The organism is Muriicola soli, from assembly GCF_004139715.1.
Lineage (GTDB): Bacteria > Bacteroidota > Bacteroidia > Flavobacteriales > Flavobacteriaceae > Muriicola > Muriicola soli.
The window spans coordinates 1,355,407-1,371,152 of the sequence record NZ_CP035544.1 but is presented as its reverse complement, the minus strand read 5'-3'; the positions used below and the strand labels follow the sequence as shown (position 1 = coordinate 1,371,152).

The 15,746-nt window shown below is 43.5% G+C and carries 15 protein-coding genes and 1 pseudogene; 3 read left to right on the top strand and 13 right to left on the bottom strand.

What is annotated here, in order from left to right; all coding sequences use genetic code 11:
• Nucleotides 1-12 precede the first annotated feature (12 nt).
• From EQY75_RS06100 to EQY75_RS06085, 5 genes are all read right to left on the bottom strand, one after another.
• Complete coding sequence (locus EQY75_RS06100) at nt 13-1,179, bottom strand: transglutaminase-like domain-containing protein (protein WP_246020037.1); 1,167 nt, start codon at nt 1,177-1,179, stop codon at nt 13-15.
• The gene (locus EQY75_RS14180; RefSeq protein ID WP_246020035.1) at nt 1,143-1,367 is read right to left on the bottom strand and encodes a hypothetical protein; all 225 of its coding nucleotides are present in this window, start codon (nt 1,365-1,367) and stop codon (nt 1,143-1,145) included. Before EQY75_RS14180 ends, EQY75_RS06100 begins: the two co-directional genes overlap by 37 nt.
• A gap of 176 nt (nt 1,368-1,543) precedes the next feature.
• Entirely contained in the window at nt 1,544-3,211 is a 1,668-nt protein-coding gene (locus tag EQY75_RS06095) for a tetratricopeptide repeat protein (protein WP_129603805.1), read from the bottom strand.
• Nucleotides 3,212-3,285: 74 nt separating this feature from the next.
• The gene (locus tag EQY75_RS06090) at nt 3,286-5,592 is read right to left on the bottom strand and encodes an FdhF/YdeP family oxidoreductase (RefSeq protein ID WP_129603802.1); all 2,307 of its coding nucleotides are present in this window, start codon (nt 5,590-5,592) and stop codon (nt 3,286-3,288) included.
• Between the two features lie 24 nt (nt 5,593-5,616).
• Entirely contained in the window at nt 5,617-5,988 is a 372-nt protein-coding gene (locus EQY75_RS06085; RefSeq protein ID WP_129603799.1) for a DUF7009 family protein, read from the bottom strand.
• A 193-nt stretch (nt 5,989-6,181) separates the two neighbouring features.
• On the opposite strand from EQY75_RS06085, the gene EQY75_RS06080 reads away from it, so the two are divergent.
• The 3 genes from EQY75_RS06080 to EQY75_RS06070 all read left to right on the top strand — a co-directional run bounded on the left by EQY75_RS06080 (nt 6,182) and on the right by EQY75_RS06070 (nt 9,487).
• Nucleotides 6,182-7,054, top strand: a complete 873-nt coding sequence (locus EQY75_RS06080) for a DUF6268 family outer membrane beta-barrel protein (protein ID WP_129603796.1) — start codon at nt 6,182-6,184, stop codon at nt 7,052-7,054.
• A gap of 183 nt (nt 7,055-7,237) precedes the next feature.
• Nucleotides 7,238-8,440 carry a multidrug effflux MFS transporter gene (locus EQY75_RS06075; RefSeq protein WP_129603793.1) on the top strand — a complete coding sequence of 401 codons (1,203 nt, stop codon included), beginning with the start codon at nt 7,238-7,240 and terminating at the stop codon, nt 8,438-8,440.
• Nucleotides 8,441-8,524: 84 nt separating this feature from the next.
• Nucleotides 8,525-9,487: a TerC family protein gene (locus EQY75_RS06070; RefSeq protein WP_129603790.1), complete on the top strand. Its 963-nt coding sequence runs from the start codon at nt 8,525-8,527 to the stop codon at nt 9,485-9,487.
• On the opposite strand, the gene EQY75_RS06065 is transcribed toward EQY75_RS06070, so the two are convergent.
• The 8 genes and pseudogenes from EQY75_RS06065 to EQY75_RS06030 form a co-directional block, all read right to left on the bottom strand.
• On the bottom strand, nt 9,484-9,825 hold the full coding sequence (locus tag EQY75_RS06065; protein ID WP_129603788.1) for a hypothetical protein: 342 nt from the start codon (nt 9,823-9,825) through the stop codon (nt 9,484-9,486). The two genes, EQY75_RS06070 and EQY75_RS06065, sit on opposite strands and share 4 nt — an antisense overlap.
• A 146-nt stretch (nt 9,826-9,971) precedes the next feature.
• On the bottom strand, nt 9,972-10,220 hold the full coding sequence (locus EQY75_RS06060; protein WP_129603785.1) for an acyl carrier protein: 249 nt from the start codon (nt 10,218-10,220) through the stop codon (nt 9,972-9,974).
• 3 nt (nt 10,221-10,223) lie between these two features.
• A pseudogene (locus EQY75_RS06055) lies at nt 10,224-11,497 on the bottom strand (beta-ketoacyl-[acyl-carrier-protein] synthase family protein).
• On the bottom strand, nt 11,490-11,945 hold the full coding sequence (locus EQY75_RS06050) for a 3-hydroxyacyl-ACP dehydratase FabZ family protein (protein WP_342774064.1): 456 nt from the start codon (nt 11,943-11,945) through the stop codon (nt 11,490-11,492). Before EQY75_RS06050 ends, EQY75_RS06055 begins: the two are co-directional and overlap by 8 nt.
• Nucleotides 11,942-12,733, bottom strand: coding sequence for an SDR family oxidoreductase (locus tag EQY75_RS06045; RefSeq protein ID WP_129603782.1), 792 nt, complete (start codon nt 12,731-12,733; stop codon nt 11,942-11,944). The genes EQY75_RS06050 and EQY75_RS06045 overlap by 4 nt, the downstream gene beginning before the upstream one ends.
• A gap of 61 nt (nt 12,734-12,794) precedes the next feature.
• Nucleotides 12,795-13,850, bottom strand: coding sequence for a type III polyketide synthase (locus EQY75_RS06040; protein ID WP_129603778.1), 1,056 nt, complete (start codon nt 13,848-13,850; stop codon nt 12,795-12,797).
• Nucleotides 13,843-14,568: a methyltransferase domain-containing protein gene (locus EQY75_RS06035; RefSeq protein WP_129603775.1), complete on the bottom strand. Its 726-nt coding sequence runs from the start codon at nt 14,566-14,568 to the stop codon at nt 13,843-13,845. Before EQY75_RS06035 ends, EQY75_RS06040 begins: the two co-directional genes overlap by 8 nt.
• Nucleotides 14,565-15,680 (bottom strand): NAD(P)/FAD-dependent oxidoreductase, encoded by a 1,116-nt coding sequence (locus tag EQY75_RS06030; RefSeq protein ID WP_342774063.1) that lies wholly within the window; start codon nt 15,678-15,680, stop codon nt 14,565-14,567. Before EQY75_RS06030 ends, EQY75_RS06035 begins: the two co-directional genes overlap by 4 nt.
• Between the last annotated feature and the right edge of the window lie 66 nt (nt 15,681-15,746).

The following is a 15,746-nucleotide window of genomic DNA, read 5'->3' as shown; positions in this document are numbered from 1 at the left end:
TATTCGCGTCCATTAACTCCCTTGCTCCGATTTTCTTTGAAATGAAAAGAAAGTTTTCGGATAGGCAGGGGTATTTCCTATTTCCATTACCGGATAGGCCAAAAAATTGATCGGTCCCCCCTGCGGTCCGGGTTCGGGAACCAGATCCCTGCCCCTGGTGAATTCAATTCGGTTTGCCGGGTGACGCCCAAAATAATAGGTAGCTAGCGCCGTGTATTTATTAGCCTCACTAATATCTACAGGCCACCACTTCCCTTCCGCGTAAAATTCGGCCCAGCAATGATAGCCGTCTATCCCTCCATCATCCCGATCTGAAGGAATCCCGGCCCCTACGGCAAAACGAGCGGGAATATCAGCCGATCTGGCCAGGGAAATAAATAAGGAATGAAATTCGGTACAATTTCCCGTTAAGGCATCGCAGGCATACACGGCATCTCCGGTGCCATAGGTCCCTGCTTTGATGTATTTCATATTGTCGATGATGTAGTCGTATAAAGCCCTTGCCCTCATAATATCCCCATCCCCTCCTTTTAACCCGATAATCGAGTCGGCCAAAACCTTAAATCGGTCCCCTACCGGCATCAACAGACTGGGATTGAGATAATCAGCCACAAAGGAATCATCCTCATAGGGGTTCTTTTCCTGCCTGATGACATCGTATACCAATTCAATCTTTTCCCCGCTTTGTTGAGGCCTGAGATCCATATAAAGAATAGAATTGCCGTATTTACTTTCCTCCAGGATTTGATGAGTCCCCGGGGTCTTTATTTCTTTTACCTCAATCTGTTGAAAACGATCCGTCTGCGGCACCGGAATCCAGATCCTGGCCTGCTGCTGAAATTCTGGGAGCGTAACTTCATATCTGAATTCAAAGCGGTCCTCCCCTTCTATAATCCCCAATAAATCGTTGGAGGCATTCTCTATGGGTTTTCGGTACCAGGTTTTATCCTCACGCTGTTTCCAGGTATAAAAAGGTTTACCGTTGAGCTTGTGCAACGTTGTTTCGGTAACCGTCATACTGCCGGGATCACCTTCGAGGAAAAAATCCACATCGTACACATCTCCGCTAACATCGGCCAGGTCTACACAGGCAAAATGCCGGCGTGGACCCAGATTGGAAAGATATTCGGTATGGACCCGCACTAATTGCAGTCTGAGGTCACCTTCATCCGTAGACATATTAAAGTAGCCTCCCCCTCTTCTACTCTTTTATCTATATTTGCCTTAATGCCTGCTTCAATGTCGGCAGTGACCACTTTGGGCACCTCCATGGCGAGTGTTTTTTCCTCATTTTTTTCTTTCTTGCCTGTTTGGCAGCCCACCGTCAGGACTAAGAGTAATTGAAGTACTATTTTAATCGTTTTCATCTCAATTGTTTCTCACTTTCTTTGTGAAATTACAACAATTCCTCAGGGATCACAATTTAGATCGACCGCCCGCAAATCGGTTTTGTATTTGATATCTAAATTTATCCTAGCTTTTAGGTAACCCACTATATTAAACCCGATCGGACGAACTACACCTATGATATTTCTAAATACAATTAGTCTTTATCCATTTCCAGAAGCTTTGCCCTGGCATGATCCCCGATATCTCCTTTTGGATCCAGTGTAATCGCCTTGTTGTACAGCTCTTTTGCTTTGGCTATATCCCCTGCCTTCCAATAGGCTTCTGCCAGACTGTCCCAGGCATTTGCCGATTCGGGAAAAAGAGTAGTATTCAACTTAAAAACATAGATCGCTTCTTCATAGGACTGCCCTTGCATCAGATTGTAGCCCGCCTTGTTGAATTCCTCTTCAAACTGAAAGAAAGCGTATTGAGGTTCTTTAAGCATCCGCTTAGCCTCCGGCAGGATTTGGTTCATTTTGCCACTGGTAAACAATTCTGTAAAATACCTCATAGGATCCGCGATAAAACCTGAATCTGAATAGTTTAAGGCCGCTTCCAATGCTGGGTCCTGATTGCTTATGTATTGTTCAAAGGTCAGTCCTGTGGCTACTTGTGGATACAGCGCGGGTTTATTTTCCCATTGTGGCTTATCCTGCCACCAGGCAAATGATATGAGCGCCTTCATCTTAGTGTTGGGTAATACAACAGGATGATTGTCCCCATAAAAATTGATGTTTTCTGAGGTGGGCTCACCTACAAAAACCGCATTGGTATAGGTGTGTAGTTCATTCACCAGGTTTTGACATGCAGAGAATGTTCGCCTTCCTATTATGACAAAGAATTTACCCGACAGGTTTATTTTTTTGTTGGCAATGACTCCGGTTACTATAGGCTTGTTTTTGTAATTATTGCCTCCTCCATTAAGTCGAACATCGAGGATAAATTTGTCTACTTCATGCTGCTCGATAAAACTAAAAACCTCTTTGTAGAATTCCGGGATGGGTTGGATGGAATCGTCCTGGATCTGGCTATGCCGCACATAAAGTGTTTTTTGCTCAGGCAGGTATTCATAGAAATAGATTTTATCGAGATGCTTTAAGTATAAGGGTGTTTCTGAAGTATCGCGTGCATCCAGCCAGTCGGTTCCGGGCTTAACCATTCCGTATTGTGTGGGAAGTCTCTGGCCGGGGATGGCCTCAATCCGCTTTTTAAAAGTCTTTCCATCCTTTTCTAGGGTAAGCTCTACTCCACCGTTCAAATTATTTATCACCCCCTGTGCGTGCAGGAATTCAGGAAAGGTGAGGAAATGAAGGCCGTATGCCTTGACAAATTGGTCATTTTCAGCGGAGATCACCGGCCTTATCTTTTTCATGGCATCTTCTATGGGCATATCTTCAATAGCCAGGAGTTTAGTCCCCAGAACGTCAGGATAGTCTTTATGGACCCCATGCAGGTAAATACCATCATCAAACTGATACAAGAGTACAGGAAGCTGATGAAAGGGGATGATCCCATCCCAATAAGCAAAAATGGTGTGTCCGTATTCAAAACCGGCTATCAGTTTTGTAAAACCAACAAGAACCTCATGAGGCTCCATTTCCGGTATTGCCTTATAAAAACTTTCTACTTCTTCGTCAAATTCCGCTACCGTGGTCTTTTTAAAGAGAAAGGGGAAATTAGTGTGGACCTGTTCCTGTAAAAATCGCAAATCTTCTCGGTATTGCTCAGCACTGAAAGTGCTCTGTGCATAAGAAATTCCGGAAATAAAGATGAAAAGGATTAATACAAGTATGTTTCTGAGAAATGAGTTAGCGCGAACCATGACCATAGTGTTTTGTTGAGATGTATAAACATAAGACAGCCGTTTAGCCTAAGTGTTACACTTTTGTAGCCGGCCTATGCTTTTGTAATCCTTACTTTTACAGATTTGCTGATGGGCGTTCGACTTTGATCTGCAAAATGGTTAAAAGGCACCAAAGGATTGGTCTCCGGAAAATATGCAGCCAAATTACGGCGGGGGATGTCATATGAAACTACTTTAAATCTGAAAGCTTCTCTTTTGATCCCATCATAGGTACTGTTGAGATGAACAATGTCCTCATTCTTTAAATCCAGAAATTCCATATCCTCCTTATTCATAAAAAGCACCCTGCGTTCGTTGTAAATTCCCCTGTATCTATCGTCCATGCCATAGATGGTGGTGTTGAACTGGTCGTGAGATCTTATTGTCATCAACATAAATTCGTCCGGTTCCAGTTGGTGATCCGGGAGAGGATTTACGCTTATTTTGGCTTTACCACCGGGTAATTTACTGAAATCACGTTCCCTTACATTATTGGGGAGGTAATATCCCACACCCCTGGCACGTTCCGCGGTTTTATCAAAGCCCTTGGCCACCAGGTCAATTTTCTCGCGGATCAGGTCGTAATCCTTCCCCATGGCCTTCCAATCAACCGCGTGGTCTCCTTTAAAATAGGCATCGGCAATACCTGTGACAATCTCTATTTCACTCTTGAGCTCTTCAGAAGCCGGTTTTAAAATTCCCCTTGAAGCCCTTACTCTGCCCATGCTATTCTCAGTCGTTATTTCGCGTTCTCTGCCATCCTGTATGTCTTTTTCGGAGCGGCCAAGTGTGGGGAGAATCAGGGCAGTCTTACCCGTCACTAAGTGGGAACGATTTAATTTGGTACTCACCTGTACGGTCAAATCACAATTCTGTATGGCTTTTGCGGTATAGTCTGTATCAGAAGCTGCCATGACAAAGTTCCCACCCAAACACATAAACACCTTTGCTTTTCCCTCATGCATTGCCTTCATGGCACCCACAACGTCAACTCCCTCGTGATCAGGTGCTTTAAATCCCAGGTGTTCTTCAACCCGTTTATTAAAGGTCTTGTTAACGTAATGCATGATCCCGACAGACCGGTCGCCCTGAACATTACTATGACCCCTTACCGGGCAGGTACCGCTGTTAGGTTTACCGATGGCACCTTTAAGCAGCAAAAGGTTGACGTATTCTTTGATGGTGACCACCGAATTTTTGTGCTGCGTTAGGCCCATGGCCCAGCAAACCACTATTTTTTCGGCTTGTGCGAGGTATTCCACTACTTTATCAATTTCCGCCTCCCCTACTCCGGTCATCTCAATGAGTCTGTTTAGATCATAGTTCTCGAGATCTGCCATTAGTGCATCGTAGCCCTGGGTATACTCAAGGATAAATTCATGGTCAAAAACATTACCACTATCCTGGTCCAGTGCCTTTAGTTTTATCAGGATGGCCTTCACCAGGGCGATATCCTGGTTGATCTTTACAGGGAGGTGGACATCGGCGAGTTGTGTGCCGCCGCTTAACATCCCGGTTACCGATTGAGGATTTTTAAAATTGACCAGTCCCGTTTCCAGCAACGGATTGATACTGACAATCTTGCCGCCATTTTTCTTACATTTCTCTAATGCACTGAGCATTCTGGGATGATTTGTTCCTGGATTTTGTCCTGCTATCAAAATAACTTCAGCTTCATATAGATCTTCCAGTTTCACAGACCCCTTACCTATCCCCAGTGTTTCAGAGAGGGCCACTCCACTGGATTCATGGCACATATTGGAGCAATCGGGCAGGTTGTTAGTGCCTAATGCCCGGGCGAAGATCCCGTATAGAAAGGCGGCTTCATTACTCGACCGTCCTGAAGTGTAAAATATGGCTTCATCAGGGTTTTGTAGTCCGCGTAAATGCTCAGCGATCAGTTCATAGGAGGCTTCCCAGCTTATAGGCTCGTAATAAAGGCTGTCTGCCTTGAGTAGCAGAGGTTCTGTTAGCCGGCCAAAGGCGTTAATCTGATAATCCGATAAACGCGACAATTCCTCAACCGAATATTTGGCAAAGAAATCTTTTCCTATGTGTGATGTAGTGGCTTCATCAGCCAAAGCTTTGGCCCCGTTCTCACAATATTCAGCGATAGGAGAAGGATGTTCAGGGTCGGGCCAGGCACAGCTGGGGCAGTCAAACCCGTCCTTTTGATTTAATTTAAATAACGCTGGAATAGAACGGCTTATCCCCATTTCCTTGAAGCTGTGCTTTAAAGCTTGATAAACGCCTTCCGTACCTGCTGCGATCCGCATAGGTTCCTTTATCCTGAGATCTGAGAACTCCTCTGGACCTCGCTGAGATACATTTCGTTTAATGGGTCTTGGTTCTACCGGCATATTGAAATTATTCTTTAATTGGTCTTAATATTGGGACTCCATTTTGGGGTTTGGATAATTATCACTTTGGTCTTCAAGGCGCTCATCGAGACAAACAAAATCCTTTTCCAGCAAGATACTCAGAGTGGTTTCTGAATCGATTTTCTCAGCATGATCAAAACCGACTTTATCGTTGTGATTCCAACCGTCTAAAAGTCGTTCATCAACATGCAGTGTTATTGCATCCTGCTCAAAAGTGGCGTGAATACCTTCTTTTGTAGTTCGTTTCACCGCATAGGCAAAGGGCTTATTCTTAAAATGCGTTACTTCTTCAATGGCACCTTTAGAACAGAGTTCTTCCACTTCAGTTTTGGTAAGTCGGAAACGCACCGAATTTCCTTTAATACGTATTTTCATAGTGTTTATATCTTACTTTTCTAAAGTTACAACTTATTCATTATTTCTTCCGATTTCAATTGTAGTCAACCCAGTAATTTAATTTTAATAAGCAAAGACTTCAACAAAAGAAGTATCTTTCGTGGCAATGGTGTGCATTCGCTTTTTCCGAATAATTGTATTGTGCAGTGCCTTACTAAGTGGCACTTTTCTTATGACCGGACAAGACCACATTGATCTGGCTTCGTTTTCCTATACTTCCTCTTTTGAACGAAACCTCGAAGACACTAATATTGAATCCGCTATTCAGGAATGGAATATAAACCTTGACCTGCCTCTGGTACTCGATAAAAAAAATGCCCTGATCTTTGGGCTAAGTGCAAATCGTATCAATGTCGATTTAAGTCCGTCCCCCAGTCCTGAAACCAATTTATACGGGATAAATCTGAGGTTGGGTTGGAATACTACTTTTAATGAGAAATGGTCGGGAACTTTTGTACTCATCCCCAAAGTAGCTTCTGATTTCAGTACTGGTTTCAGGAAAGGGAATCAGATTGGGGCGGTAGCTTTGTTGACCAGGACAAAAACCAATCGGTTAAAATACCTATACGGATTATACGGGAATACAGAAGAGTTTGGCTTGCTGCTGGTTCCCATTGTCGGGATGTACTACAAAAGTGCAAGTGATCTTTTTGAAGCTGATATCTTTCTGCCGGTCAGGGTAGACCTGAATTACAGTCTCAACAGTGTAATATCTGCCGGGATGCGCTTTGATGGCCTGGGCTCTTCCTTCAGTATTCAGAAAGAAGGTTTTAACGACCACTATGTAACGAGAGCTTCAAATGAATTATATCTCTACGGACAGCTTAAAATAACTCCGTCCCTTTTACTCAGGGGTAAGTTTGGCTATTCTTTTTTCAGGAATTTTAAAGTGTATAACAATGAGGATAAAATAGACCTTTCCCTGGTCGGCATCTTCTTTGGAAATGACAGGGAGATTCTGAATCAGGACCTGAACGACAGTTTTCAGTTTAAATTTGAGATGGTATATCGATTTAATCTGGTAAAAAACAACCCTAAACCCTAAAGAAACATCAAATGAAAAATCTGGTCAGAGCAATCATTGCCGGCTACGGTGCCAAGAAAATTGGTGGAGGGCGCTGCGGCTGTATAGGAACAGTCTTTATATTTCTGATTTTATACTGGCTTTTGGGCTATGTCTTCAAAGTGTTCTGAGGAGTAATCCTACAGAAAAGCCTACTTTTGCCGGATGAAAATCCAAAGGCGTTCGCAACTCGAATTTGTTGGTCTAATGGCCGCGCTGATGTCGATAGCTGCTTTGGCGCTCGACGCCCTGCTGCCGGCCCTGGATTTGATTGGACGGGACATAGGAACCACCAGTCTTGCGCAGAATCAGTTGTTGATAACGCTATTCTTCCTGGGCCTGGGTATTGGCCCTTTGCTCTTTGGCCCGGTTTCGGACAGTGTGGGACGCAAGCCGGTGGTTTATGTCGGATTTGCGCTATTCATAGGAGCGAGCTTGCTCTGTGTTTACGCCCCCACATTCGAAATCATGATTGTAGGCAGGATTTTGCAAGGTATTGCTTTGTCAGCACCGAGAACCATAAGTGTCGCCATGATCAGAGACCGCTATAGCGGAGACCAAATGGCAAGGATCTTGTCTTTTGTAGTGGTTGTATTTATCCTTGTGCCTATCGTGGCACCAACGCTGGGAAAATGGGTGCTCGACGCCATGGGATGGGAGGCTATCTTTCATTTTCAAGTCATTTTTGCCCTCCTTGTCGGGATTTGGTTCTGGAGAAGGCAGCCGGAAACGCTGGCACCCAAAAATCGAAATTCATTCCGGCTAAATGTATTCATTAACGGGTACCGGGAATTGCTGAATTACCGGCAAACCATGGTTTTTACTTTTATCTGGGGATTTATTACCGGTTCATTCCTGGTCTACCTGAGTACCGCCCAGCAGGTTTTTGAGGATCAATACCTGATGAAAGAATCCTTCCCCTATATTTTTGCCTGTCTCGCCATCACTATAGGTACAGCCACTCTGCTGAATGGAACCCTTGTATTGAGGTTCGGTATGTTGCGTTTAGTGACAATTGCCCTCGCCTTTTATATCCTTGTTCCACTGTTATATGTGATTGCATTTTACGGACAGGAAAATCCACCCTACTGGGTAGCACTTGCGTTTTTTGGGATGCAATTTTTTGCGGTAGGTTTTATCTTTGGCAATTTGCGAGCACTGGCCATGGAGCCCCTTGGACATATTGCGGGGATTGGATCGGCCCTTACGGGTTGTTTGGCTACTTTGATGGCCGTACCCATCAGTGCGTATATCGGTAGCTTTGTAAGTGATTCTATTTTTCCCATCTTTCTCGGGTTTTTGTGTTGTGGGATATTAGCTTATTTGCTGCTGGGGTATTTTTATATATCGAATCGACTTAGCCGATAAGCTTGGCAATTTGACAAATCGAATATTTCATTTGATGAAATTGTACAGCAGGTTGTGTATATTTAACTTTAAATTTTTCCCCCCATGTTGGTTTGGGTTGCTTTTATCTCTCTCATTATTGTCTTCCTAGCTCTTGATCTCGGTTTATTTAATAAAAGGGACCATGTAATTAAAAGTAGGGAAGCTGGCCTATGGACAGCACTCTGGGTGACGGTGGCCTTTAGTTTTAGTGGGGTAATTTACTGGTTGTTTTCTACAGGTCTCACGGAGAATCCCACCGGAATGTCTCCAGACACAGCTGTACTGAATTATATTACCGGTTATCTTATTGAGCTTTCCCTGAGTATAGATAATGTATTCGTTATTGCGGTTATCTTCTCTGCCTTTGCCATTCCGCCCAAATACCAGCACAGGGTTCTTTTTTGGGGAATCCTTGGGGCCATTGTTTTCAGGGCCCTTATGATCGTTTTTGGTGTGGCACTGATCACGCAGTTTGAATGGGCTATCTATGTCTTTGGTGTCTTTCTCTTGTACACCGCATTTAAGATGCTCAAATCAGATTCCATTAAATTCGACCCCAAGCGTTCTCTTGTTTTTAAGTATCTGAGGAAAATCTATCCTCTCACCAAACACATGAACGGACGGCATTTTTTCTTGCGCCGAATGGGGATCAAAGCAGCTACCCCTCTTTTTGTAGCCTTGATAGTTATTGAACTTACAGATATCCTTTTTGCCCTGGATAGTATCCCGGCTATACTGGCCATCACTGCCGACCCCTTTCTTGTATTTAGCTCTAATATCATGGCTATCCTTGGCCTGAGATCAATGTATTTTTTAGTATCGAGGATGTTGGCCAAATTCAGGTTTATCAATTACAGCCTTGTGGTAATTTTGGGTTTTGTGGGCCTGAAAATGCTAACTGCAGAAATTATCCATGTTCCTGAATGGGTTTCTCTTACCCTGATTGTAGTATCCCTGGCATCAGGAATAATTTCTTCCCTGCTGATTCCTGAAAAGGGGGAAACAGGAACGAAACTACCTGATTAACCCAAGATTTTGGCTTTACCAATATAAGCCAGGACATCTCTTTCCAGCTTCTTAATCTTCTCCAGCTGCGTTTCACATTCATCGAAAAAAGGCCGTGCACTTCTGCCCGACTGTCTAATGGAGGTCATCAGGTTTTCATTTTCCTTTATAAGGCTTTGTATGGAGCGCCTTAAATCGTCCATTTGTTCGTGTAGCTGGACGGTTTTTGGAACGCAATGATAAGATCTGAGCTTTCGGGAAAGAGATCTCAAATACCCTTGCTGCCGCTCCAGGTAATGCAAGGGCTTGTTACCCGACGGCGTGGATTTCTTCTTATTTTGCGGATCCAGGGCATTCATAATGCTGCATTTCAAGTTCGCAAAAGGTCGCTTTTCACCCCTTAAATTACGAAATTTTGGGCTAAATCTTTGGGTTTGAAGAAATATTTGTCTGAAGCTCTTACATGAAAAACGGCAGGATTCCTAATAGAAAACGTATGCTAATTTTATTGAAGCTTTGCTTCGATAATAGCCAGGGCATCTCCCACGGTTTGCATATCATCCATCTCTTCATTTTCAAGCGTGATGTCAAAAGCATCTTCCACATCGAGCACAATATCCACCAAATTAGCAGAATTGATATTTAATTCATTGATCAAATGACTATCCTTAGTAATGGAATCCGAAGAAATATCATCGGGCAGGTATGGTTTGATGATACTTTTTAAGGTACTATATCGATCTTCGTTAGACATGGATCAGTTTTTAAATTGCTTAAAAATAACACAAGCATTTACATCCCCAAAACCAAAACTCGCTTTGGCGACAATTTTTAAGGATTTTTGAACACTGGCCTGTGGAATTTTCGAAGGGTGTATCCATTTTAGGATTTCAGGATGAGGATCTTCACAGTTTACGTTCCCGTAAACCATTTGGTTTTTAAGCTGCAATACGGTTCCAACGGATTCTACTGATCCTGCGGCTGCCAAACAATGGCCCACCATTCCTTTAAAAGAATTGATCAGGGGAAAATCCTGTTGTTCCCTTCCCAGAGCCTTACACCAATTTTCGATCTCATCAGTATCCTTGGCAGTGGCAGTGAGATGCCCGTTAATACTGTCAATTTCATCTGTGGATATTCCACTATTCAAAACGGCTTCTTGTATACAGCGCTGTACTGCGATTTTATTAGGAGCTGTCATCGTTCCTCCGCTGCGTTGTCCCCCACAGTTAATAGCGCCACCTAAGATCTCAGCATAGATGGGGACCTTTCGCTGTTGTGCACTTTCCAGAGTTTCAAGAACCATTGCTCCTGCCCCACTCCCGGGAACAAAACCGGTAGCTGAGGCACTCATAGGCCTGCTGGCCTCATCAGGCCTCTCATTATATCTCCATGGCAGGATTCGCATGGCGTCAAAGCCTCCCCAGACATAAGGTCCGCTGTCACTACAACTTCCCACGAGCATTCGTTCAGCTTTCCCTGATGCGATACGCTCGTAAGCCATAAGAACCCCCTCAGTACCTGTGGTACAGGCTGAAGAATTTGTAGTCACCTGGTTCCCGGCTCCAATTATCCCCCTAAATACGCGCTTATACCGCTTGCCATGGTTTGAGTTACTGTGGTACTTCCCAACCTTTTGGTTTTACCTTGGTCTACGAGGTAAATGGCTTCCCGTAACTTATCAATTCCGAGGATTCCCGTACCGAAAATTACTCCGCTACCCCAGTCTGTTGTCTCGGCGTCGGTTGGATGTAATCCCGCATCTTTCCAGGCATCCATTCCCGCAATCACCCCGTAAATGAGTCCGCTTGCCAACAATCCTTTTTGTTCAAGTGATGTAAAGTATTTATTTATATGATCTTTACTAATATTCGGCTTTCCAGCAATTTGACATCTAAAATTTAGACTCTTTAACTCTGGATAAAATCGGATACCACTACTTCCCTTTTCCAGGGCATCCGCAAAGGTATTTAGGTCGATGCCGTTAGGTGCACATATCCCCATGCCCGTGATAACAACTCGTTTATCCATCTTGTTCGCGCTTTAACATTCCGGAAATCGTCCCCTGACAAATGATCTCATTATGAGAATTAAACATTTTTACTTTACATTTCAATTTTGAAAATCGGAAATAGACTTTTTCAGAAACCACCCTCACTTTTTCTTCCGGAAAAGTCGGTTTTAAATATTCCATTTCAGCACTGCTCATGGCTACTTGCAGATTACCGGATTTCGTTTGTCCTTCATTGTGCAAAAGGTAGATTCCAAGGCATACCAGACCTATCTGAGCACAACATTCGGTAAGAATTACACCCGGCGTAACCGCTTGATCTTTAAAATGGCCCCTGTAAAACGGCAGGTCTTTTCGAAAGCCATAAGTACCCTGGCAACCCTTTTCATTGATTTCAATGATCTCATCCACAAACAAAAAGGGTTCGGAATAGGGTAATAATTTTAGAATTTCCCCAGTTGTGATCATCTTAAACTCTCCCCCCCGTCTGCTTTAATGATGGTGCCTGTGATCCACTTCGATTCTTCCAGCGATAGCATATAAACTGTGTTCGCTACGTCTTCGGGCAGCGTAATACGACCGAAAGGATTTCTTTTTACCGCATTCTCTTTGATTTTATCACTGTTGGGAATCATTGCAAAGGAACTGGTTTCGGTTACTCCGGCCTGTATGCAATTCGCTTTGATGCCTAAGTTGGCAAATTCGACAGCCATACTTCGCGTTATGGCTTCCAGGGCCACCTTGGCTACCGAAACTGCAGCATATCCGGGCATAGCCTTTTTATTTCCCTCGCTGGTAAAGGAGACCACCCGCATGTCCGGATCGTTAAGTCGGGCAGCGATCAGGCCCTGAACCCAATCATACAGACTAAGGGCCATTGCCCGGAAGGTGATCTCGAAGTCTTCAGAACTAAGACACTCTCCTTTTTCAGCGACCATGGGCTTTAAACTTCCTTTGGCAATACTGTGAACCAATACCTTGACTGTGCCATTACCTTTGATTACACTTTGAAGTGCAGCGATGATCTCCCCCCTCTTTTCCGAATTAACAGCATCAGCATTAAAAGAACAAAAGGCAGGCGCATCTTTTTTTATTTCACCAAAGTGCTTTTCTATGGCTTCTAACTCATTTCTTCGATCGCGGTGTACTACGCAAATGGCGTATCCGTGCCTGGCCAGTTTTTTAGCAGTGGCAAGGCCTAATCCCCTGCTTCCGCCCAGAATTAGGGCCCATTTGTTTTCAGAAGAATTACTCATTGGATACTTTTTAATCGGTACTTAAGTAAAAATACATCTAATTATTATGATCCTAATTGATTTACCATTCCAGCAATACTCTTTGTGCCGAAAATCCCGGACCAAAACTCAAAATCAGGCCTTGTTCTCCCTCTGCTATACCTTTATCCATAAATCGCTCCAAGACATACAGCACTGTTGCACTGCTCATATTGCCATATAATCTAAGGGTTTCCCTAGTGTCATCAATGTTCTTTCCGAGCTTCCCGAAGAGGGATTCAACGGTTTCGACAATTTTTCGCCCCCCGGGGTGAAAAATCAGATGGTCTACCTTTTCAATAGTACTATTGTGCTTCTTTAAAAAGGGATGGATAATAGCCGGAAAATGTTCGGAGATCGTCGTTGGCACTGCCGGATCCAGGATCATTTTCAGCCCTGTATTCACCACATCAAATCCCATCAAGTGTGTCGCATTATTGAAATGATACATCTCTTCTCCCAGCAACTTTGGCCCTTGCGCCTCTTCCTCGGAAGAAAGCAATACACAGGCAGCTCCATCCCCAAAAATGGCAGCACTCACCATGTTGGCCATACTAAAATCATTGAGTTGGAAAGTGGCGGTTGGACTTTCAACTGCTATTACAGCTGCCCTTTTTCCGGGGACCGACTTTAAAAAATTGGACGCGTATATTATTCCCGAAACCCCTGCTGCACAACCCATTTCTGTGACGGGCAGGCGGGTGACATCGCCTCTGAGTCCCAGTGCATTGATCAGATAGGCATCCAGAGAGGGAATCATAATCCCAGTACAACTTACAGTGATGATGTAATCCAGGCTGTCTGGTGACCAGCCACTTTGCTTCAGGGCTTTATCCAACACAGCTGTCCCCAGCTTTTTTACCTCCCGCGAATAGATTTCGTTTTTCTGTTCGAAGGAAGTAGCCGTAAATACTTCTTCAATGTTCATGATGCCATAGCGCGTGTCCACCCCTGCAGCTTCAAAAATCTTGATCACTTTTCTCCTAAACCGTTCTTCCTGTCCTGAAAGCCAAAGTTCCACAAAGGGTAATATTTCTTTTGTCGCTCTGCGATACCTGGGGAGTTCCTTGGCTACACTAACGATCCTTACATCATTCATTTATTAAATTATTTGGGTGCCAAAAGGTCCATTCGTATCGAAAGACCCATCTACGGCGAATAAGATGTCGCATTTCCGGCAGTAATCCGGAAAACGACAGTAATTCCTTTTTATTAAAACCGCTTTTAATAGAAATCAATCCATCATTTCTGGCAATATCTGTTTTCATAAATACTGCAGAAAATACTTTAAATAAGTGGTAGGCGATTTTATTTCGTTCAAGATCATTGATAATAACCCCAATATGGGCTAATTCGGCGAATTTATTGATGAATTTTACAATTTCTTTATCCTGGAAATGATGCAATGTAAGCGTACACAATAGAATATCACACTTTAACTCCTCCTCATTTAAAGCCAGAATATCGCGTTTTAGATAGGATACCTCCGAATAAGAAGAACCCCTTTTTTTGGCAATTTGAATCGATTTTTCATTCAGGTCGATTCCTATAAACTCAGCCTCTATACCGAGTTTTGAACAAAAAGCAGCGACCTCTCTGAGCATTGATCCATCCCCACAACCCATATCGACAATTCTGTATGATTTTTGAGGAAATTTTCTGATCAGGCGGTGAATTGCTTTTAGCGTTATCCGGTTCCCACCTAATAAAGTATTGGCCTTGTTGATATCAGCGAGAATTGCTTCAAGCTGATTTTCATCCAGGCTCATATCATCCATGAGCTCATCTTCCTCGCTTCGATCCTTAAATGCAATCATAGGGATAGGGGTTTGCCATGGGTTTGACTGATCAATTTTTTCAATAATACCGGAGAGCTGGAAGCAAGTGAAAACAAGCTTTTAGTTATTCCTTCTGAGAGAAGAAGGCGCTGTAGGTACCTTCCTGCCAGCATTCTTTTTCCGAAAGTTCTTTTCCAGAGATAAGTATACTCCTTTTCCAGTTTTTGTCTATCCTGCATACCGTGTTTTAACTCCCGGTTTAGTATTTCCGAGGCCAGCTTTGCACTGTGAATGGCCATCGCCATTCCATTCCCGCACAAGGGATGTATGAGTCCGGCTGTATCCCCGCACATCAATAAGTGCTCTTCAACAGGAGATTTGGATTCAAATGAAATCTGAGCGATACTCATAGGTTTTTCAAAAAGGGGTGTTGATTTCCTCAGAAACTCGGCGAGAAAAGGATTTTGAGCAACTACTTTTTTATTGAATTGATCAATGTCCTGATATTTTTGAAAACTTTTATAGGTCACAAGGTAGCAGAAATTTACAGCACCGGATTCGGTTTTTGACAAGCCGGCATAACCCCCTTTGAAACTGTGTAAGCCCACCTTCTGATCGGGGAATTCCGGCCAGCTGTGGTGAGCTTTTATTCCCAGCCAGGGAGATTTTTTATCAATAAACTCCCTGCTTAGATTTTTGTCCAGATGAGATCTTTTCCCATAAGCGCCAATTACAAAATGCGCCTGAAACTGCAGATTAGAACCCGAATAAACCGTAAATATATTGGTATTAAAATCGACTGATTTTACAGTACAGAATTCAATGTCCACACCGAGCTTTACAGCCTCCTTATACAGCGTAAAATCCAGGGTGTACCTACTGATCCCAATGGCGCCAAGGGGAAGCTCAACTCTTAGTGACCTCCCATTTTGGGTGCTAAATTCAAGGGTATCAATATGTACCTCAGAGGGAAGTTCTATATTGAGCTGAGAGAGATACGGAAGTACCTCTTTTGAAAGGTATTCACCGCAAACCTTATGGTGAGGATACTCTTCCTTTTCGAGTACGAGTACCTTGTGGCCTTCTTTCCTTAAATGAATGGCCGCCGTGAGTCCGGCTAGTCCTCCCCCGATACAAATAACATCGTACATAGCAATCAGGGAAAGATACAGAATCCACCAATAAAAAACCCGACAATAATGCCGGGTTCATCAAAT